Origin of the sequence: Streptomyces sp. SID13666 (genome assembly GCF_010548325.1) — a bacterium.
In the GTDB taxonomy this organism is placed as follows: domain Bacteria; phylum Actinomycetota; class Actinomycetes; order Streptomycetales; family Streptomycetaceae; genus Actinacidiphila; species Actinacidiphila fildesensis.
The window spans coordinates 115,601-134,765 of the sequence record NZ_JAAGLX010000016.1 but is presented as its reverse complement, the minus strand read 5'-3'; the positions used below and the strand labels follow the sequence as shown (position 1 = coordinate 134,765).

Genomic DNA, 19,165 nt, shown 5'->3' with positions numbered 1-19,165 from the left:
GTCACGGTGTCGCTGGGCCACGCCGGCGCCTCCGGGCGTCGATGAGCATCTCCTGGACATTGCGCAGCGGCTGCCCGTCGGGGCCGGTGCTGTGCCGGGTCCAGTTCCCGTCCGCCGCGAGGTGCCAGGACGCGGTGTCGTCCGCGGTCCCGGTCTCCAGCAGGCGGTTGAGGGTGGCGCGGTGGGCCGGGTCGGCGACCCTGACCAGCGCCTCGATGCGGCGGTCGAGGTTACGGTGCATCATGTCGGCGCTGCCGAACCAGACTTCGGGTTCGCCACCGTTGCCGAAGATGAACACCCTGGAGTGTTCGAGGAACCGGCCCAGGGTGCTGCGGACCCGGATGTTCTCCGAGAGTCCGGCGACACCCGGCCGGACCGCGCAGATACCGCGTACCCATATGTCGACGGGCACACCGGCCTGCGAGGCGCGGTAGAGGGCGTCGATGATTCCTTCGTCGACGATGGAGTTGAGCTTCATCCGGATGTACGCCGGGCGGCCGGCCCGGTGGTGGGTGATCTCCTCCATGATCCGGGAGACCAGACCGTCGCGGAGGTTGCGGGGTGCGACCAGCAGCCGGTTGTAGACCTCGCGGCGCGAGTAGCCCGACAGCCGGTTGAACAGGTGCGAGAGGTCCGCGCCGACCTGCGGGTCGGCGGTGAGCAGCCCCAGGTCCTCGTAGAGCCGTGCGGTCTTGGGGTGGTAGTTGCCGGTGCCGATGTGGCTGTAGCGGCGCAGCGTGTCGCCCTCCTGGCGGACCACGAGCGACAGCTTGCAGTGCGTCTTCAGCCCCACCAGGCCGTAGACGACGTGGCAGCCCGCCTCCTCCAGCTTGCGGGCCCACTTGATGTTGGCCTGTTCGTCGAAGCGGGCCTTGATCTCGACGAGGACGAGGACCTGCTTGCCCGCCTCGGCCGCGTCGATGAGCGCGTCCACGATCGGGGAGTCGCCGGAGGTGCGGTACAGCGTCTGCTTGATCGCCAGTACGTCCGGGTCGGCCGCCGCCTGGTCCAGGAAGGTCTGGACGGAGGTCGAGAAGGAGTCGTACGGGTGGTGCAGCAGCACATCGCGTTCGCGCAGCGCCGCGAAGATGTCGGGCGCCGACGCCGATTCGACCTCGGCCAGGTCGCGGTGGGTGCCGGCGATGTACTTGGGGTACTTCAGCTCCGGCCGGTCCAGGCCCGCTATCGCGAACAGCCCGGTCAGGTCGAGCGGGCCGGGCAGCGGATAGACCTCGGTGTGCTTCATCTTCAGCTCGTGCACGAGCAGGTCGAGCACCCGCGGAGCAATCGATTCTTCCACTTCGAGGCGCACCGGCGGCCCGAAGCGGCGCCGCATCAGCTCCCGCTCCAGCGCCTGGAGCAGGTTCTCGGTGTCGTCCTCCTCCACCTCCAGGTCCTCGTTGCGGGTGACCCGGAACATGTGGTGGTCCAGGACCTCCATACCGGGGAAGAGCTCCTCCAGGTGCGCGGCGATGACGTCCTCCAGCGGGACGTAGCGCTGCGGGCTCGCCTCGAGGAAGCGGGAGAGGATCGGCGGCACCTTCACCCGGGCGAAGTGCTCGTGCCCGGAGACCGGGTTCCGTACGACGACGGCCAGGTTCAGGGACAGGCCGGAGATGTACGGGAACGGGTGCGCCGGGTCGACGGCCAGCGGGGTCAGCACGGGGAAGATCTGCTGCCGGAAGAGGGTGAACAGGCGGGCCTGCTCCTTCTCCGTCAGCTCCGCCCAGCGGATGACGTGTATGCCCTCGTCGGCCAGCTGCGGTGCGATGTCGTTCTGGAAGCAGGCGGCGTGCCGGGCCATGAGCTCGCGGGACCGGGTGAGGATCAGGTCCAGTACGTCGCGGGGCTGCAGGCCGGAGGCCGAACGGGTGGCGACACCGGTCGCCATGCGGCGCTTGAGGCCGGCGACCCGGACCATGAAGAACTCGTCGAGATTGCTCGCGAAGATCGCGAGGAAGTTAGCCCGTTCGAGGAGCGGCGTGGCCGGATCCTCGGCGAGTTCCAGCACGCGTTCGTTGAACGCGAGCCAGCTGCGCTCGCGGTCCAGGAAGCGGCCCTGGGGGAGATCACCGTCGGCTTCGCCCTCGGAGGCGGGGCCGACAGCGGCCTCCACGTCGGGGACGAACTGGGGTCGGAAAGCGGCGCTGACCGCGCCTGCCCCCTTGGGCTGACCGGGGACACCGGCTTGATTCATCGAGGCCATGGAGTACGAGCCCTCCTCCGGTTCCGGCACGTCGAACACGTCGTACGGCTTGCCGGGAGCCCTCGGGGAGCGCCCTGGGGCCGTCCGTTCATTGTCCCGTGCCGAACGGGAAAGCGGCAGGTCGGGCGGTGGGGGGTGCTGCGGGTTGGGGGGAGGGGCAGCGGGCTGCATTCCGTGATGCTCGCAAGCCAGTCTGAATCAGCGGTAACGAGAACATGACGGGCCGGACAGCGGGGGGCGACTCCGTGGTGCACAAAGTCTCAGTACCGGCTCGGAACGATTCCGGTCCGGTGTCGGGCGGGCCGCGTCCCCCGCGGTGAGGTACATCGGGGACGGCGTACGGTCCTTCGCGATCAGCTCTCCGTGCGGTACATCAGGTCGGTCTCGTGGGTCGTGAAGCCCAGCCGCTCGTAGACGGTGACGGCCGGGATGTTGTCCGCGTCCACGTAGAGCATCGCGGTGGGCAGCTTCTCCTGGTCCGCGAGGTGCCGCAGGCCGATCGCGGTGAGCGCCTTGCCCAGGCCGCTGCCCTGCTCGTCCGGGTGGACACCGACGACGTAGACCTCGCCGAGCCGGTCCGCGCGGTGCACCTTCGTCCAGTGGAAGCCGACGACGTCGTCCCCGCGGACGGCGAGGAAGAAGCCCGCCGGGTCGAACCACGGCTCGGCCTCGCGGTCGTCCAGGTCACGCTGGGTGAGCGAGCCCTGCTCGGGGTGGTGGGCGAACGCGGCCGCGTTCACCGCCAGCCAGGCGGCGTCGTCCTGCCCGGGGACGAAGGTCCGTACGGTGATACCCGCCGGGATCACCGGCTCCGGCAGCGCGGGGCCGCCGTCGAGCGGGCGGCGCAGCTGCCGCAGCTCCCGGAACAGGCTCAGCCCGAGCTGTACGGCCAGGTGCCGGGCGGCCGGGTGGCCGCCGTGCGCCCACACCCGCAGCCGCTTGCCGCTGGCGTCGAGCAGCGCCCGGCCGAGCGCCTGGCCGTGGCCGTGCGCGCGGCGGGCGGCGCTGATGAGGAACTCGGCGGCGGGCGGCTCGACCGGGTCGGTGTCCTCGAGCTGCCCGTAGCCGGCCAGCTCGTCGCCCACGTACAGCAGCAGGTGCCGCACCCCGGGGCGGGCGCCGCCGCGCAGATTGAGCCGGCCCTGCTCGGAGACCGCCCACTGCCCGTCGGCCGCCGCCGCCTCGCCGAGGAGCGCGAGAACGTCCCGCGCGGTGTCGGGCGCGAGCGCGTCCACGGTCTCGATCCGGCGGGTGGGCGTGCTGGGCTGCGCGGCGTCGGTCATGAACCCGAGCGTAGAGCCTGTCCGGCGGATAGCGGGGGCCCAGGCATCGCCTGGTGGACGGGCGCCCCCGCCGAAGGCGGGGTAAGGCTTGCGAGGCTCCCCCGTTACCGCTGGGAAGGGTCCCCGGCACCTGCGAACGCGGTGGTGTGCGCCGTGGACAGGTCCGCTCCGCCGGCCACCGGATCACGGGAGGGAACGAGGACGGCCGCGAGGCAGGCCGCGGCTCCGGCGACGGCGAAGCCGGGCCAGTAGCCGGCGCCGGTGATCAGGGCGCCGATGACGGGCGGGACCAGGGCGGCCGTCAGGTTCTGGCCGGTGTTGTGGATGCCCAGCGCGCGTCCGGACCAGGCGGGCCCGGCGCCCTCGGCGGTGGCGGTGAAGGACAGCCCGTTGGTGCTGGCCGTGATGCCGATGGCCAGGACCAGGGCGACGTCGGTGAGGGGGGACGGGAAGGCCGCGGTCAGCGCGGTGGCCCCGATGACCGCGGCGGTGATCAGGGCGAGCTGCCGCATCGGCCGCATCCGGCTGCCCACCCGGTCCGACCAGCGGCCCACGACGATCCGCGAGACCGCGCCCAGCCCCTGGCCCAGCGCCACCAGCTGCCCGGCCGCGACCGGCGACCAGCCGCGTGCGTCGACCAGCAGCACCAGCGCGAAGGCACCCGCCGTGAACTGCGGGACGACCAGCAGTGCGCCGGAGCCGTGGATGCGCCACAGCACCTTCGAACCGCGGTACGGATTGGCGGTACGGACGGCCGTCCCCGCGCTCCTCGCGGCGCGGGCCGGGTCGGCGGCGAACGCGGCGATCAGGACCGCGATCACCCCGCAGAGCGCGGCGAGGAACGCGATCGCGCCCCGCACCCCGTACGCGGCGGCGATCGGCGGCATCGTCAGCGCCGCCATGGCCATCCCGAGCGGGGTGGAGGTCTGCCGGATGCCCATGGCCAGCCCGCGCTCCCCGGCGCCGAACCAGCCCATCACCAGCCGGCCGCTCGCCGAGTAGACGGAGGCCGAGGCCGCGCCCGCCAGGGCGAGGACCAGGCCGAACGCGGTCATCGAGCCGATCGTCGTGGCCACCCCGAGCAGCACGGCCGCCAGCCCCAGCCCCGAGGAGATGACGATGCGCTCGCCCCAGCGGTCGGCGGCGGCGCCCCAGGCGATCAGGGCCAGCACCAGCCCCGCCGTCGGGCAGGCGGCCAGCAGGCCGACCTGCGTGAGGGTGAGGTGCTCCGCGGAGCGCAGCTCGTCGGCGAGGGACGGGATCGCGTAGACGAACGCGCAGGCCGAGGTCTGCGCGGCGGTTCCCAGGGCGAGCATCAGCCAGCGCTTCGCCTGCGGGGGCGTCAGCGGGGACGTCGGCGGGAGCGTCCGGGCCGGTGGCTGAGGGGAGTTGGGCGTCTGCATCGCTGGGTGCGCCTCCTCGGTCGGTGGTGGACACAACTATGCCGCCGTACTGCATGGTGAGACAGAGTGTTTCGCATTCTGGGACGGCGCGTCGGCGGGACGGTCGGCCGGCCGCTGGAGCTCCGCGGAGTTCCGCGAGTCGAAATCAGCTTTTAACCCTCGAACGCCTGTCGCGCTACGCGCGTTGACCCTAGGCTCCCCGAATCGGCCACACCTGGACGGCTCTTTACCTTGAGGACGCAGAGGGAACCCATGTCTCTGGCACGTAGATTGACCGCCGCGGCCGCGGGGCTCGCGGCCATCGGCGCGCTCGCCGCCGCCGCGCCCGCGCACAGCGGCCACGGTGGCTACGGTGGCGGTCACGGCGGCAACGGCCACGGTGGCGGCGGCCACGACAGCCGCACCGTCGACCTCCAGCTGCTCGCGCTGAACGACTTCCACGGCAACCTGGAGCCGCCCGCCGGTTCGTCCGGCCGGGTCACCGAACTCCAGGCCGACGGCACCACGAAGACCGTCGACGCGGGTGGCGTCGAGTACCTGGCGTCGAGCCTGCGCACCGCCCGCAAGGGCCACGACCGCTCGATCACCGTCGCCGCCGGTGACATCGTCGGGGCCAGCCCGCTGATCTCGGGGCTCTTCCACGACGAGCCGACCGTCGAGGCGATGAACAAGCTCGGCCTGGACGTCACCAGCGTCGGCAACCACGAGTTCGACGAGGGCAGGACCGAGCTGCTGCGCCTGCAGAACGGCGGCTGCCACCCGACCGACGGCTGCTACGAGAAGGGCCGGAAGTTCAAGGGAGCGGACTACCCGATCCTCTCGGCGAACGTCGTCAACGAGAAGACCGGTAAGCCGCTGCTCGCGCCCTACTCGATCCAGAACGTGAACGGCGTGCGCGTCGGGTTCATCGGCGTCACGCTCAAGGGCACCCCGAACATCGTCTCCGCCGACGGCGTCAAGGGCCTCAAGTTCCTCGACGAGGCCGAGACGATCAACAAGTACACGAAGGAACTGAAGCGCAAGGGCGTCAACGCCGTCGTCGCGCTCATCCACGAGGGCGGCTTCCCCGCGTCGCCCGCGTACAACTACAACTGCGATGCGGGCGGCGCCGGTTCCGGGCTGTCCGGGCCCATCGTCGACATCGCCAAGAAGACCTCGGCCGACGTGGACGCCCTCGTCACCGGCCACACCCACAACGCCTACGTCTGCACCATCCCCGACCCGGCCGGCAACCCGCGGCTGGTGACGAGCGCGTCCTCGTTCGGCCGGCTCTTCACCGAGCTGGACATGAAGTACGACCGCAGGACCCAGGACATCGTCCGCACGTCGGTCAAGGGCTCCAACCACGTCGTGGACCGCGTCCAGCCGAAGGCCGCGGACCTCACCAAGCTCGTCGACCACTGGCGCACGCTGGCCGCCCCGGTCGCGAACCGCACGGTCGGCTACATCAGCGCGGACGTCAAGGCGAACGACGCCGACGGCAACGAGTCGCCGCTCGGCGACGTCATCGCCGACGCGCAGCTCGCCTACGGCAAGACCCTCGACCCCAAGACGTCGATCGCGCTCATGAACCCCGGTGGCATCCGCACCGACCTCGTCTACGCGCCCTCGGGTACCGAGGGCCCCGGCGTCGTCACGTACGGGGAGGGCTTCGCCGTCCAGCCGTTCAGCAACACGGTGAACCTCGCGGATCTCACCGGCGCTCAGGTCATCACCGCTCTGCAGCAGCAGGTCAGCGGGGCGAACCAGGCTTCGCCGAAGATCCTGCAGGTTTCGTCGGGGCTGACGTACACGCTCGACCTGACGAAGACGGGCGCGGACCGCGTCGTCGCGGACACCGTGAAGCTCGGTGGGGTTCCGATCGATCCGGCCGGTGTCTACCGCGTCGCCATGAACTCGTTCCTGGCGGGTGGCGGGGACGGGTTCGCTGCTCTTGGCGCTGGGAAGAACCCGCTCGTCGGGGGGGACGACCTCGCTGCGCTCAATGCTTACCTGACGGCGAACTCGTCGGCTGCGGCGCCGCTTGTGCCTCCGGCGGCTGACCGGATCACGGTCGTCAAGTAGCACCGCCCAACGTGGAGTTGGGAGACGCGGGCTTAACCGCGACAGGGGCCCGGGTCGCGGAAGGACATCCTTCCGCGACCCGGGCCTTCTGCTGCTCGGGGTCGCAGGGTTCGCGCATGGGTCAGTAAGGTCATATGACTGCAGAGTGACGTGCGCGCAACGGGACTTCGATGCACGGGGGGCATGGCATGACGAAACGTCCGACGGATTGGCACGTCCTGGATCTGGACCGGGATCCGGTGCCGGGTGATCCGTATGAGGTGAAGGAACTCGCCCGGAAGTTAGGGGACTTCGCGGATGACGTCTCGTCGGCGCTGCGGTCGGTCAAGGGCTTGAGCGGCAACAACGCGGTGCAGGACTGGGCCGGGCTGGCGGCGGACGCGTACCGGGAGCAGTTCGGGGATCTGCCCGGTGAGTTGACCAAGCTGGAGAAGTCCTACCGGTTGGCGTCGGGGGCGCTGGAGACGTACTGGCCGAAGTTGGAGACCGCGCAGGCGGACGCCGACCGGGCACTGGCGCAGGGTCGTACCGCACGGCAGGACCTGGACGCGGCCAAGACGACGCAGACGAACGTGAACGACTGGGTGAAGCGGGCGGGCGACAAGTCCAAGGAGTACCAGGGCGATCCGAAGCCGGGCGTGGAGCCGCCGTCTGCCGAGGAGGTCCGCACGGCCACCCGCAACGCGCTGGACGCCTCGAACGCCCAGAAGTCCGCGAACACCGCGGTGCACGACGCCCAGCAGCGCCTGGACGCCGCCAAGGAGCTCGCGGCTCAGGCCGCCCATCTGCGGGACACCGCCGCGAGCACGGCGGAGCACGCGCTGCACGAGGCGTCGGACGCGGGGATCAAGAACAAGCACTGGTGGGAGAAGGCGGTCGACTGGGTCGCCGACCACTGGGACGACATCGTCGCCGTCTGCAAGGTCATCGTCGCGGTCCTCGGCATCATCGTGATGATCATCGGCGGGCCGCTCGCCTGGATCGTGCTCGCCGCGGCGCTGGTCGTCCTTGCCGACACGCTCATCAAATACGCCCAGGGCAAAGCCTCCTTGTGGGACGTGCTGTTCGCCGCGATGGACTGCATACCCGGCTTCAAGGGACTGACCACCGCCGGCGGCCTGCTCAAGATGGCCAAGAACCTGCCCGCCCTCCTCAAGAGCGGCAAGGCCCTGGAGAACATCGCCAACAGCGTCCGCAAGGGCGGTCAGGCGGTGAAGGACCTCGCGGGGTCGCTCCGCAGGGGCGCCAAGGATGAGGTCAAGGCTGCCAAGCCGATGGAAGGGCGCTGCAAGAACGGCGAGCCCGTCGACATGGTCTCCGGCGAGATGGTGCTGGCGCAGAAGGATGTCGATCTTCCCGGGCTCCTGCCGCTCGTGCTCCAGCGCACGCACCTGTCGTCGTATCGGGCGGGCAGGTGGTTCGGCCGCTCCTGGGCGTCGACCCTCGATCAGCGACTGGAGGTCGACGGCGACGGGATCGTCTGCGCTGTGGATGACGGGATGCTGCTGTCCTACCCGGTACCGAGGCCGGGCGAGGCGGTCCTCCCCGTTCATGGTCCGCGCTGGCCGTTGGTATGGGAGGGCGAGGCCGGGGGAGAGATTCGCATAACGGATCCGGCCGGCGGATGGACCCGCCGATTCGCGCCTCTGCAGTTGTCGCACGGTCCGATGACCCTCCCGATCCGGTCGATGTCCGATCGCAATGGCCACCGCATCGATTTCGACTACGGACCGGACGGTGTTCCCACCGCTGTCCGGCACAGCGCCGGCTATCACATAGCGGTGGACAGCGCCGACGGCCGCGTCATCGGTCTGCGGCTGGCCGGTTCGGGCGGTCCCGACGGTACGACGGTCATGCGCTACAGCTACGACGCAGCCGGTGACCTGGCCGGGATCATCAACTCCTCCGGACTGCCACACCGTTTCGAGTACGACGGCGACGGGCGTATCACCCAGCGGACCGACCGCAACGGGAACTGGTACCGCTTCGAGTACGACGACGAGAACCGCTGTGTCCAGGGCTTCGGTGCGGACAGCTTCCTCGACTGCACCATCGCCTATGACGTCGACGCCCGCACCACGGTGTACACCGACTCGCTCGGGAACGCGACGACCTACCAGCACAACGCATTGCGCCAGATCGCGGCTCAGACCGACAGCTTGGGCAACACCACGCTCAGCGAATGGGACAGCGACAACCGACTGCTCTCGCGCTCCGATCCCTTGGGCCGGACCACCCGGTTCGCCTATGACGGTGCAGGGAACCTGTCGGGCATCACCAGGCCCGACGGAAGCACGACCGGAGCCACCTTCAACGGACTGCGCCAGCCGCTCACCATCACCGGGCCGGACGGCGCGACCTGGCACTACACCTATGACGACCGCGGCAACCGGACCTCGATCACCAATCCCGGGGGTGCGACGACGCGGTACTCCCACGACTCGCTGGGACGCCTGACCGCGGTCACCGACGCCTTGGGCGGGACTACGCGTATCACCTGCAGCGCGGCGGGTCTTCCGACCACTGTCGTGGATCCGCTGGGCGCCGTCACCCGCTATGTCCGTGACGCCTTCGGCCGCGTCACCCGAGCGGCGAATCCGGTCGGGGGCACCACGTGCTTCGCCTGGACGACGGAAGGGAAGCTCGCCCGGCGTGAGCTTCCGGACGGGTCCGCGGAGCACTGGGCGTACGACGGCGAAGGAAACCTCGTCGAACACCTGGACGCGGCCGGCCGGGCGACGCGTTTCGTCTGCGGCCAGTTCGGACTGACGAAGCGCCGCAGCACACCGGACGGCGCACATCTGGATTTCTCCTATGACACCGAGCTCCGGCTCACGTCCGTCGTCAACGCGCAGGACCTCAGGTGGACCTACACCTACGACATGGTCGGCCGCCTGGTCAGCGAGACGGACTTCAACGGCAGGACTCTCCACTACACCAGCGATGCCGCGGGTCAGCTCACGTCCCGGACGAACGGCGTTGGCCAGACCGTCCGGTTCCGGCACGACGCGCTGGGACGGACGGTGGCCCAGGAGACCGATGACTCGGTCACCACATTCGCCTACGACCCGGTGGGCCGTGTGCTCCAAGCGGTCAACGAGGACGTCGACCTGTCCTTCACCTACGACGGACTCGGCCGGATCCTCGCCGCCACCAGCGATGACCGCACTCTGACCAGCGAATACGACCTGCTCGGCCGCCGCACGGGGCGGCGTACACCGTCGGGCGCGACGAGTGCGTGGGAGTGGGACGCCAATGGCGAACTGTCCACGCTGCGATCGGCCGGCCGGATCCTGGACTTCGACCGGGACGCCGCGGGTCGGGAGGTCGAGCGCCGGGTGGGTGCCGGTCTCCGGTTCACCCACGAATGGGATGCCAACCACCGTCTCACGTCCCAGAGCGTCAGCGCTTCGGTCCCGGGTGAGGCCGCGCGCCCGCTTCAGGAGCGGAGTTATCAGTACTCGGCCGATGGATATCTGTCGGATATCGATGAACTCACCCGTGGCCGACGGCATTTCGATGTCGACCAGGGGGGCCGGGTCACCCGCGTGGCGGCCGAGAACTGGAACGAGACCTACGCCTATGACAGCGCGGGCAATGTCGTCCACGCGGCGTCGCCCGATGGCGGAGACGGCCTCGGCGAGCGCGTACTGGCCGGCACGTTGCTCAGGCGCGCGGGCCGCAATCGCTATGAATACGACAGCCAGGGCCGGGTCGTCAGAAAGAGTCGCAAACTCCTCTCAGGAGGAAGCCGCACCTGGACGTACACCTGGAATGTCGAGGACCGGCTGACCGATGTCAGCACACCGGACGGAACCCACTGGCACTACACCTATGACGCCCTGGGCCGACGAACGACCAAGCAGCGACTGGGGGACGACGGAAGCATTCTGGAAAGTGTCACTTTCGTCTGGGACGGCAGTCGTCTCGCGGAACAACACGATTCAGGCACCGGCCGTTCCACCACGTGGGATTGGGCGCCGAACTCACACCGCCCCCTTGCGCAGACAGACAAATACACGTCCCAGGACGAGGTGGACGAGCGCTTCTACGCGATCGTCACCGATCTGATCGGTACCCCAACCGAGCTTGTGGACGAAGCGGGTGCCGTCGTATGGCAGAACCTGAGCACTCTGTGGGGTGTCCGGTTCGCACCGGAATCCGGGGAACAGGCCGAATGCCCGCTCCGATTTCCCGGGCAGTACTACGACCAGGAGACCGGGCTCCACTACAACGTCAACCGGTACTACGACCCCGAGACCGCGCGGTACCAGTCGCCGGACCCGCTCGGCCTCGCACCGTCGCCCAACCCCTTCGCGTATGTGCCCAACCCACTGCACTGGGCCGATGTTCTCGGCCTGTCGTGCACGGAACCGAGCCCCGGAACCCAGGATGACGCGCTCCTCGCTCTCGATCGGGCCGAAGAGCTACAATCCATGCGAAATGACTATTGGATGGCACATGAGAGGGGCACCACTGCAGCAATCGGGGTATTCGATTCTGTGACCAAGAAGTTCTCGGTCAGAATCGGGATCAATGGTGGTGGCGCAATGCCGGCGGGTTGGACATTGAAGCCGGGAGAAGAATTCTTCCAGGCGGCGGGCCATGCGGAGGAGGGGATCCTCAATAACCTTGGCCCACACGAGTTCGCGGTCTACGGCGGAACCTCAAGGAACTTCTGCAACGACATCTGTCTGAAGTTGATTGACACGCCGGGTGTTCATATAGGTGGAGAGGGAATACGTGGCCACGCCGCGCAGAACTCCCCCTTCACACTCTTCTGGTCCAGAGAGGACTGACAAGCACGTGAGCCGGTACATCGATGTGATCGAGCCGATGAGGCAAGCCTCGGATCAATCGATCGTGGCCTTCTGCGCCTCCTGCGCGGAGCAGGCGGCCTCGCTCTACAGGGGTTTGGGGAACGCCGAATTCCAGGAGAGGTTCGAGGAACTGCTCGAACTGTGCTGGGAGGCTGCCGGTGGCCGGGCGGACGAGGACGACTGCGTGGAAGCGCTGGAGGAGCTGGAGGTCGCACCGGAGCTGGATGAGGACGACTCCGACCGGCAGGAGTTCTATGCCGGACACTCCCTGGCCCTCATCGCCGGAACTCTCGCCGCCTCCATGAGACCTGACCCGGGCAAGGGCGAACTCTCAGGGCAGACGGTGGAGACGGTGCTCTCCGAATTCGACTGGGTGCTCGCCGGTAGCGTGCCGCGCGTCGTCAGAGCCGGTGACCCGCTGCCGGAACCGGGCCCGCTGCACACCGCCGCGCTGGACGCTCAGCGCACGGTCCTCGAAGCGATCCGCGACAACGGGTCGGGAGGCACGGGCGATCTCGATCTGACCCGGCTGCGTGAGGTCAGCCGTGAGCTGGCCGCTGAGATCACCCGTGCGCTCCCCGATGTTGCCGCGCATCGGGGCTGGGATGTGGCGGAGGCCTGACGACGCCAGTGGTCGTCCCGGTTCATGTCAGGCCGGGCGGGGCCTTGGGGGCGCCCGGGAGGCGGACGGTGGCCACGGTGCCGCCGCCGCCGGCCGGGCGGAGGCTCACCTCGCCGCCGGACTGCTGGACGGTGCGGGCCACGATGGACAGTCCCAGGCCGCTGCCGGGCAGGCTGCGGGCGGACGGGGAGCGCCAGAAGCGCTCGAAGACGTGCGGGAGTTCGTCCTCGGGGATGCCGGGGCCGTGGTCGCGGACCGTCAGCACGCCGTGGTCCAGCCGTACTTCGACCGAGCCGGCCGGCGGGCTGAACTTCACCGCGTTGTCCAGCAGGTTCACCACTGCGCGTTCCAGAGCGACCGGCTCCGCGCGGACGTACCAGGGCGCCAGCTCGGCCCGGATCGCCAGATCGGGCCCTCGCAGCCTGGCCCGTTCCAGCGCGGCTTCCGCGATCTCGTGCAAGGCCACCACCTGGAGCGTGGGCTCCCCGTCAGGGCGGGAGAGCTCCTGAAGGTCGCCGATCAGCGCCGCCAGCTCCGTCATCTGCGCCTTCACGCTCGCCAGCAGCGCCTTACGGTCCGCCGGGGGGATGGGCCGCCCGGCGGCCTCGCTGCGCTCCAGCAGTTCGATGTTGGTGCGGAGGGAGGTGAGCGGGGTGCGGAGCTCGTGCCCCGCGTCCGCGATCAACTGCTGCTGCCGGTCGCGGGACGATGCCAGTGCGGCCGTCATCGCGTTGAACGATTCTGAGAGCCGTGCGATCTCGTCCTCCCCTTCGACGGGGATCCGGACGCTGAGGTCTTCGGTCCGTGCGATGTGCTCGACGGTCTCGGTGAGGCGGTCGACCGGCTTCAGCCCGGCCCGGGCGATCAGCAATCCGGCGGCGCCGGCCCCGAGGACGCCGATGCCGGCGACCGCGAGCAGGACCCAGGCGAGGGTGTTCAGGGGGTCGGTGATCTCGGACAGCGGGCGGGCCACGGACAGGGCGAGCGGCTGTCGGCCGAGGGCCAGGTTGGTGCCCATGGTGTAGACGCGCAGCTCGGTACCGTCCGCGGTCGTCACGTTGTGGGTGACGGCATGCGGAGTGCCATCGGGCTTGAGGGGATCAGCGGCGATGGCCTGGTCGACCTTCGTCACGGGGAAGGCGGCGGTGCCCTCGACCCAGCACGATTTGCCGTTGGGCTGGACCACTTGGGCGGATGTGTTGTTCGTGTTGATGAACGGATATCGCCCCGGGCCGACGTCCTGCACCGGCGGGGTGGCCAAGCATCCGTTCTGGTTGATCGATCGCGAGATCTGAGGAACCGCGTCGGCCTGGCGCAGCGACCGGTCCAGCTGCTCGGTGAGCTGCTGCTTCGTGATCAGCCAGCAGGAGAGTGCCACCGCGGCCACCGCCACCGCCACCGCGGCCGCCGTGAGGATCGCCAACCGCGAACGGAGTGGCAACCGCTTCATGACTTGCCGTCCGGCGCCCGCAGCGCGTAGCCGACGCCGCGGACGGTGTGGACGAGGCGGGGGAGGCCGTCGATCTCGGTCTTGCGGCGGAGGTACATGACGTAGACGTCGAGGGAGTTGGAGGAGGGCTCGAAGTCGAAGCCCCAGACGGACTTGAGGATCTGCTCGCGGGTCAGGACCTGGCGGGGGTGGGCGAGGAACATCTCCAGCAGGGTGTATTCGGTGCGGGTGAGTTCGACGGGGCGGCCGGCGCGGGTGACCTCGCGGGTGGAGGTGTCCATGCGGAGGTCGGCGAAGGTGAGGGCGTTGTCCTCGTCGGCTGCGGCCGCCGCGGCCGCGTAGGAGCTGCGGCGCAGCAGGGCGCGGAGGCGGGCGAGGAGTTCGTCGAGTTCGAAGGGCTTGACGAGGTAGTCGTCGGCGCCCGCGTCGAGGCCGGTGACGCGGTCGCCGACGGTGTCGCGGGCGGTGAGCATCAGGATGGGCACGGTCACACCCGTGGCGCGGAGCCGGCGGGCGGTGGTGAGGCCGTCCATGCGGGGCATCAGGACGTCCAGGATGATCGCGTCCGGCCGGTAGCCGTCGACCTGGTCGAGGGCCGCCATGCCGTCGGCGGCCATGGCGGTGTCGTAGCCCTCGAAGGCGAGGCTGCGCTGCAGCGCCTCGCGTACGGCGGGCTCGTCGTCGACGATCAGGATGCGGGCGGGGGCCTCGCCGTTCTCGCCGGGGCTCATGGGGGTCGCGACCTCGTGGTGGTGAAGGGGGGTGGGGACGGTTCTCAGCCTCGCACGGCGGCGGGGCGGTGGCGTGCGGAGCCGCGTCGGACGGGTGCCGGGGTGGCGACTTCGGCGGCGCGGGGCGGCTGCGGGGCGGCTGCGGCGGCCGGTGTGACCGGCATTCCGTGCAGCAGGTCGAGGTCGGCGGGCCCGGTGCGGACGGCGGCGTCGGGTGCGGGGCCGCCCGCTCCCCAGGAGACGGCGGCGGCGAGGGCGTGCCGGGCACGGTTGACGTTGACGGTGATGGCGTTGGTGGTCATGGGACTGCCTCCCCTGAGGTGGAGCTCGGGTGCGGACCGCAGGTCAGTTGGTGCCGCCGCTGCGCAGTGAGTCGAGGTCGGCCTTCACGGTGTTGATCGGGATGGAGAAGCCGAGGCCGACACTGCCGGCGCTGCTGCCCGAGGAGCCGGACGAAGCGGCCGAGTACATCGCGGAGTTGATGCCGATGATCTCGCCGTTCATGTTGATCAGCGCGCCGCCGGAGTTGCCGGGGTTGAGGGACGCGTCGGTCTGGATGGCCTTGTAGGTGGTCGTGGAGTTGCCGGTGTCGCCGTTGTACTGGTTGCCGCCGAAGCTGAACGGCCACTGGTCGGAGCCGCCGCTGCCGCCCTGGCCCTGGCCCCGGCCCTGGCTCTCGTCGGTGGAGACGGTCACGTCGCGGTTGAGCGCGGAGACGATGCCGCTGGTGACGGTGCCGGTCAGGCCCTCGGGCGAACCGATGGCCACGACCTGGTCGCCGACGGCGATGCCGTCGGAGTTGCCGAGCTTGGCGGCGGTGAGGCCGCTGGCGTTGTCGACCTTGATGAGGGCGAGGTCCTTCTTGGCGTCGGTGCCGACGACCTTGGCGGTGGCCGTCCTGCCGTCGCTGTAGGTGACCTTGATGCTGGTGGCGCCGGCGATGACGTGGTTGTTGGTGATGATCTCGCCGTTGCTGGTGATGATCACGCCGGCGCCGGTGGACCGGCCGGCGTTCGAGGTCGCGCCGATCTCGACGATGCTCGGGCTGACCGCGGCGGCGACGCCGGCCACGCCGGTCTTGCTGGAGCTGGCGTTGACGGCGGCTGCCGCGGTGCTGACGGTGGGGTGCGAGGTGGTGTTGCCGATCAGCGCCACCGTTCCGCCGCCGACGACGCCCGAAGCGATCGCCACGGCGGCGAACAGGGCGATCGGCTTGCGGACCTTGCGCCGGGAGGTGGGGACGGGGGAGGGACCGGGCGAGGGCTGTGCACCGGGGGGCGGCGGCGGGTACATGCCGTCGGAACCGCTGCCCGCCGGGGGCGCCTGGTGGGTGGTGTGCGGTCCGCTGGGCCACACGGTGACCCCGGAGGGGGTCGTCACGGGCTGCTCCGGCTCGTACGCCGGCGGGGGCGGATAGGCCGCGTTCGGGTCGTAGTCGCTGTTGCTGCGCTGCGTGTGATCGGTCATGTCACTGACTTTGCGGCGGCAACATGAGAGCTTCCTGAGCGTCCGCTGAGAAGCCCGACAGAAGTAGGTATGCCCGATATAAAGGTCAGTGGCCCCAAGGGGGGCGGGCCTTTAGCGGGGCCTTACTGGCAGCCGCAGGAGGCCCGTACGACGAGCCGGGACGGGAACTGCCGCAGCCGGTCGCGACGGGTGCCGTTGACGCGCAGCGAGTCGTCCAGGACGAGGTCCACCGCGGCGCGGGCCATCGCCTCACGGTCCGAGGCGACCGTGGTGAGCGGCGGGTCGGTGAGGGCGGCTTCCTTCACGTCGTCGAAGCCGGCGACGGCCAGCCCGCCCGGTACGTCGATCCGCAGCTCGCGGGCAGCGCGCAGCACGCCGATCGCCTGGTCGTCGGTGGCGCAGAAGATGGCGGGCGGCCGGTCCGGGCCCGCGAGCAGGCCGAGGGCGACCTGGTAGGCGTCGTAGCGGTTGTAGGGGGCCTGGAAGAGCCGGCCCTCGATGGAACGGCCGGACTCCCGCATGGCCCGCCGCCAGCCTTCGACGTGGTCGGTGACTGGGTCACCCAGGACCGGGGTCTTCTCGGTGCCGCCCAGGCACGCCACGTACTCGTGGCCGTGCTCCAGCAGGTGGCGGGTGGCGAGCTGCGCTCCGCCGATGTCGTCCGTGACGACCGCGTACTCGTCGATCGCCTCCGGCCGCTCGTGCAACAGGACGATCCGGGCGTCCCACGCCTCTATCTCGGCGGCGGCGTTCGCGCTCGGGCCCTGGCTGATCAGGATCAGCCCGGAGACCCGCATGCCGAGGAACGCGCGGAGGTAGTGGATCTCGCGGTCGTCCAGATAGTCGGAGTTGCCGACGAGGACCATTTTTCCGCGGTCGGACGCCGCCTGCTCGACCGCGTGCGCCATCTCGCCGAAGAACGGCTGACGGGCATCGGGGACGATCAGGCCTATGAGGTCCGTGCGGCGGCTGGCCATCGCCTGGGCCACACGGTCCGGGCGATAACCGAGCTGCGCGATGGCCGCCTGCACCCGCTCGCGGGTGGCCGGGGCGACCGGCCGGGGTCCGTTGTTGATGACATAGCTGACGACGGCGGTGGACGTACCCGCCAGCCTGGCCACATCGTCACGCGTCACCTTTGCCACGGGCCGCAGTCTACGCGGGTCCACCCCGTCCGTTACGCGGATCTGTCGGCGCTCGCCCGCGCTCGGGCCTGAGCCTGGGCCTCGGCTTGCGCCTGGGCCTGGGCCTGCACCTTCGCGGCTTCCTCGGCGGCCCGCTCGACCTTTTCCGGGGTGACGAAGCGGTAGCCGACGTTCCGGACGGTACCGATCAGGGACTCGTGCTCAGGGCCGAGCTTCGCGCGCAGTCGCCGTACGTGGACATCCACCGTCCGGGTGCCGCCGAAGTAGTCGTATCCCCAGACCTCCTGCAGCAGCTGCGCGCGGGTGAAGACCCGGCCCGGGTGCTGCGCGAGGTATTTGATCAGCTCGAATTCCTTGAAGGTCAGATCCAGCACCCGGCCCTTGAGCTTCGCGCTGTACGTCGCCTCGTCGACCGACAGGTCGCCGTTGCGGATCTCCATCGGGCTGTCGTCGACGCCGATCTGCTGGCGGCCCATCGCGAGCCGCAGCCGCGCCTCGACCTCGGCGGGACCCGCGGTGTCGAGCAGGACGTCGTCGATGCCCCAGTCGGCGGTGACGGCGGCGAGGCCGCCCTCGGTGACGACCAGGACCAGCGGACAGCCGGGGCCGGTGGAGCGGAGCAGCTGGCACAGCGAGCGGACCTGGGGCAGGTCACGGCGGCCGTCGATCAGAATGACGTCGGCGCCGGGGGTGTCCACCAGGGCCGGTCCTTCGGCCGGTGCCACGCGGACGCTGTGGAGCAGCAGTCCGAGCGCGGGAAGTACTTCGGTGGACGGCTGGAGCGCGTTCGTCAGGAGCAGGAGAGAGCTCACTTGTCGCTCCCATCGGTCGTCCGGTACTGCTGCTGCACACTTTGCTTGCCCATTTGCGAACCCTCCTCGGTCCCTGCGAGGACGTACCTGGTGAAGCGGTGTTTCAGAAAGCGGTGTCTCAACATGTGGTCGGAAAACCTGGTTCAGAAAGCACGAAAGGACCCGGGGGCGACGCTGCCCGGATCCTCTTCCCCAGGAGAATAGCCCACATGGAGAGCCTCGGTGAGTCCCTGAACGGGCCTTTGTGTGTTTCATCGATCACTTCGGGTGGTCGGCGTGCGGTTCTGTTGACGGAGGACGGCGTACGAATCGAGGCCGAACACCGGCCGTCGGACGGCGGAACTTCCGACGCGGGGAACCCGGCGTACGAGGGCTGCGCGATCGTGGTGGCGCACGGTTTCACGGGGGCGCTGGAGCGGCCCGCGATCCGCCGGGCGGCGGAGGTGTTCGCCGAGTTCGCGGGCGTGATCACCTTCTCCTTCCGGGGCCACGGTGGCTCCGGCGGCCGGTCCACCGTCGGCGATCTGGAGGTGCTCGACCTCGACGCGGCCGTGGGGTGGGCGCGACGCCTGGGGTACCGGCGGGTGGTCACGGTCGGCTTCTCGATGGGCGGCTCCGTCGTGCTCCGGCACGCGGCGCGGTCCCCGGAGGCGCTCGCGGGGCGCACGGAGGCACCGGCCGCCGGACGGCTGGGCGGCGTCCCGGACGCGGTCGTCTCGGTGAGCGCACCGGCCCGCTGGTACTACCGGGGGACGGCGCCGATGCGGCGGCTGCACTGGGTGGTCACCCGGCCCGCGGGCCGGCTCGTCTCACGCCTCGGACTCGGGACCCGGATCCACCCGCGCGAGTGGGACCCGGTCCCGCTCTCGCCGATCGAGTCCGCGGCGCTGATCGCCCCGACGCCGCTGCTGATCGTGCACGGCGACCAGGACGCGTACTTCCCGCTCGACCACCCCAGGTCGCTGGCGGGCGCCGCAGGGGACGCGGCCGAGCTGTGGATCGAGCCCGGGTTCGGCCACGCGGAGAACGCGGCCGACGACGCTCTGCTGCGCCGGGTCGGGGCCTGGCTCGGCACGGTCTGACCGGCTCGCGCCGGGGCTCACATCCCGGCCCCCGGACGGGTGTCATCATGGACGGCGGCTGTACCTCGCAGGAGCCGCAG

General features: G+C 70.1%; 13 protein-coding genes. 4 read left to right on the top strand and 9 right to left on the bottom strand.

Annotation, left to right across the window (positions count from 1 at the left end; genetic code table 11):
- Window position 1 precedes the first annotated feature (1 nt).
- The 3 genes from G3I60_RS21830 to G3I60_RS21820 form a co-directional block, all read right to left on the bottom strand.
- A complete protein-coding gene (locus tag G3I60_RS21830; RefSeq protein ID WP_164295079.1) occupies window positions 2-2,377 on the bottom strand; it encodes an RNA degradosome polyphosphate kinase in 2,376 nt (791 codons plus the stop codon).
- 182 nt (window positions 2,378-2,559) lie between these two features.
- The gene (gene mshD / locus G3I60_RS21825; protein WP_164607641.1) at window positions 2,560-3,489 is read right to left on the bottom strand and encodes a mycothiol synthase; all 930 of its coding nucleotides are present in this window, start codon (window positions 3,487-3,489) and stop codon (window positions 2,560-2,562) included.
- 104 nt (window positions 3,490-3,593) lie between these two features.
- Window positions 3,594-4,892, bottom strand: a complete 1,299-nt coding sequence (locus tag G3I60_RS21820; protein WP_203673451.1) for an MFS transporter — start codon at window positions 4,890-4,892, stop codon at window positions 3,594-3,596.
- 252 nt (window positions 4,893-5,144) lie between these two features.
- Between G3I60_RS21820 and G3I60_RS21815 the strand changes: the two genes are divergently transcribed.
- The 3 genes from G3I60_RS21815 (at window position 5,145) to G3I60_RS21805 (ending at window position 12,398) form a co-directional block, all read left to right on the top strand.
- Entirely contained in the window at window positions 5,145-6,956 is a 1,812-nt protein-coding gene (locus tag G3I60_RS21815) for a bifunctional UDP-sugar hydrolase/5'-nucleotidase (protein WP_164295077.1), read from the top strand.
- A gap of 188 nt (window positions 6,957-7,144) precedes the next feature.
- The gene (locus G3I60_RS21810) at window positions 7,145-11,755 is read left to right on the top strand and encodes an RHS repeat-associated core domain-containing protein (RefSeq protein ID WP_164295076.1); all 4,611 of its coding nucleotides are present in this window, start codon (window positions 7,145-7,147) and stop codon (window positions 11,753-11,755) included.
- A 7-nt stretch (window positions 11,756-11,762) separates the two neighbouring features.
- Entirely contained in the window at window positions 11,763-12,398 is a 636-nt protein-coding gene (locus G3I60_RS21805) for a hypothetical protein (RefSeq protein ID WP_164295075.1), read from the top strand.
- 22 nt (window positions 12,399-12,420) lie between these two features.
- Here the strand turns inward: G3I60_RS21805 and G3I60_RS21800 are convergent, their stop codons facing one another.
- The 6 genes from G3I60_RS21800 to G3I60_RS21775 form a co-directional block, all read right to left on the bottom strand.
- Complete coding sequence (locus G3I60_RS21800; RefSeq protein WP_164295074.1) at window positions 12,421-13,848, bottom strand: cell wall metabolism sensor histidine kinase WalK; 1,428 nt, start codon at window positions 13,846-13,848, stop codon at window positions 12,421-12,423.
- A complete protein-coding gene (locus G3I60_RS21795) occupies window positions 13,845-14,579 on the bottom strand; it encodes a response regulator transcription factor (RefSeq protein ID WP_164295073.1) in 735 nt (244 codons plus the stop codon). Before G3I60_RS21795 ends, G3I60_RS21800 begins: the two co-directional genes overlap by 4 nt.
- A gap of 44 nt (window positions 14,580-14,623) precedes the next feature.
- Window positions 14,624-14,881, bottom strand: coding sequence for a hypothetical protein (locus G3I60_RS21790; protein ID WP_138354045.1), 258 nt, complete (start codon window positions 14,879-14,881; stop codon window positions 14,624-14,626).
- Window positions 14,882-14,924: 43 nt separating this feature from the next.
- The gene (locus G3I60_RS21785) at window positions 14,925-16,046 is read right to left on the bottom strand and encodes a S1C family serine protease (RefSeq protein ID WP_164295072.1); all 1,122 of its coding nucleotides are present in this window, start codon (window positions 16,044-16,046) and stop codon (window positions 14,925-14,927) included.
- 122 nt (window positions 16,047-16,168) lie between these two features.
- A complete protein-coding gene (locus G3I60_RS21780; protein ID WP_138354047.1) occupies window positions 16,169-17,191 on the bottom strand; it encodes a LacI family DNA-binding transcriptional regulator in 1,023 nt (340 codons plus the stop codon).
- A 32-nt stretch (window positions 17,192-17,223) separates the two neighbouring features.
- Window positions 17,224-18,003, bottom strand: a complete 780-nt coding sequence (locus G3I60_RS21775) for a response regulator transcription factor (protein ID WP_164295071.1) — start codon at window positions 18,001-18,003, stop codon at window positions 17,224-17,226.
- 287 nt (window positions 18,004-18,290) lie between these two features.
- On the opposite strand from G3I60_RS21775, the gene G3I60_RS21770 reads away from it, so the two are divergent.
- On the top strand, window positions 18,291-19,085 hold the full coding sequence (locus G3I60_RS21770; protein WP_343241252.1) for an alpha/beta fold hydrolase: 795 nt from the start codon (window positions 18,291-18,293) through the stop codon (window positions 19,083-19,085).
- The last annotated feature ends 80 nt before the right edge of the window (window positions 19,086-19,165 follow it).

What these genes read in the sequence shown, in the direction of transcription:
- G3I60_RS21810 (WP_164295076.1), top strand. Translation starts at nt 7,145, where the DNA reads ATGACGAAACGTCCGACGGATTGGCACGTCCTGGATCTGGACCGGGAT.
- G3I60_RS21800 (WP_164295074.1), bottom strand. Translation starts at nt 13,848, where the DNA reads ATGAAGCGGTTGCCACTCCGTTCGCGGTTGGCGATCCTCACGGCGGCC.
- G3I60_RS21795 (WP_164295073.1), bottom strand. Translation starts at nt 14,579, where the DNA reads ATGAGCCCCGGCGAGAACGGCGAGGCCCCCGCCCGCATCCTGATCGTC.
- G3I60_RS21790 (WP_138354045.1), bottom strand. Translation starts at nt 14,881, where the DNA reads ATGACCACCAACGCCATCACCGTCAACGTCAACCGTGCCCGGCACGCC.
- G3I60_RS21815 (WP_164295077.1), top strand. Translation starts at nt 5,145, where the DNA reads ATGTCTCTGGCACGTAGATTGACCGCCGCGGCCGCGGGGCTCGCGGCC.
- G3I60_RS21830 (WP_164295079.1), bottom strand. Translation starts at nt 2,377, where the DNA reads ATGCAGCCCGCTGCCCCTCCCCCCAACCCGCAGCACCCCCCACCGCCC.
- G3I60_RS21785 (WP_164295072.1), bottom strand. Translation starts at nt 16,046, where the DNA reads ATGACCGATCACACGCAGCGCAGCAACAGCGACTACGACCCGAACGCG.
- G3I60_RS21820 (WP_203673451.1), bottom strand. Translation starts at nt 4,892, where the DNA reads ATGCAGACGCCCAACTCCCCTCAGCCACCGGCCCGGACGCTCCCGCCG.
- mshD (WP_164607641.1), bottom strand. Translation starts at nt 3,489, where the DNA reads ATGACCGACGCCGCGCAGCCCAGCACGCCCACCCGCCGGATCGAGACC.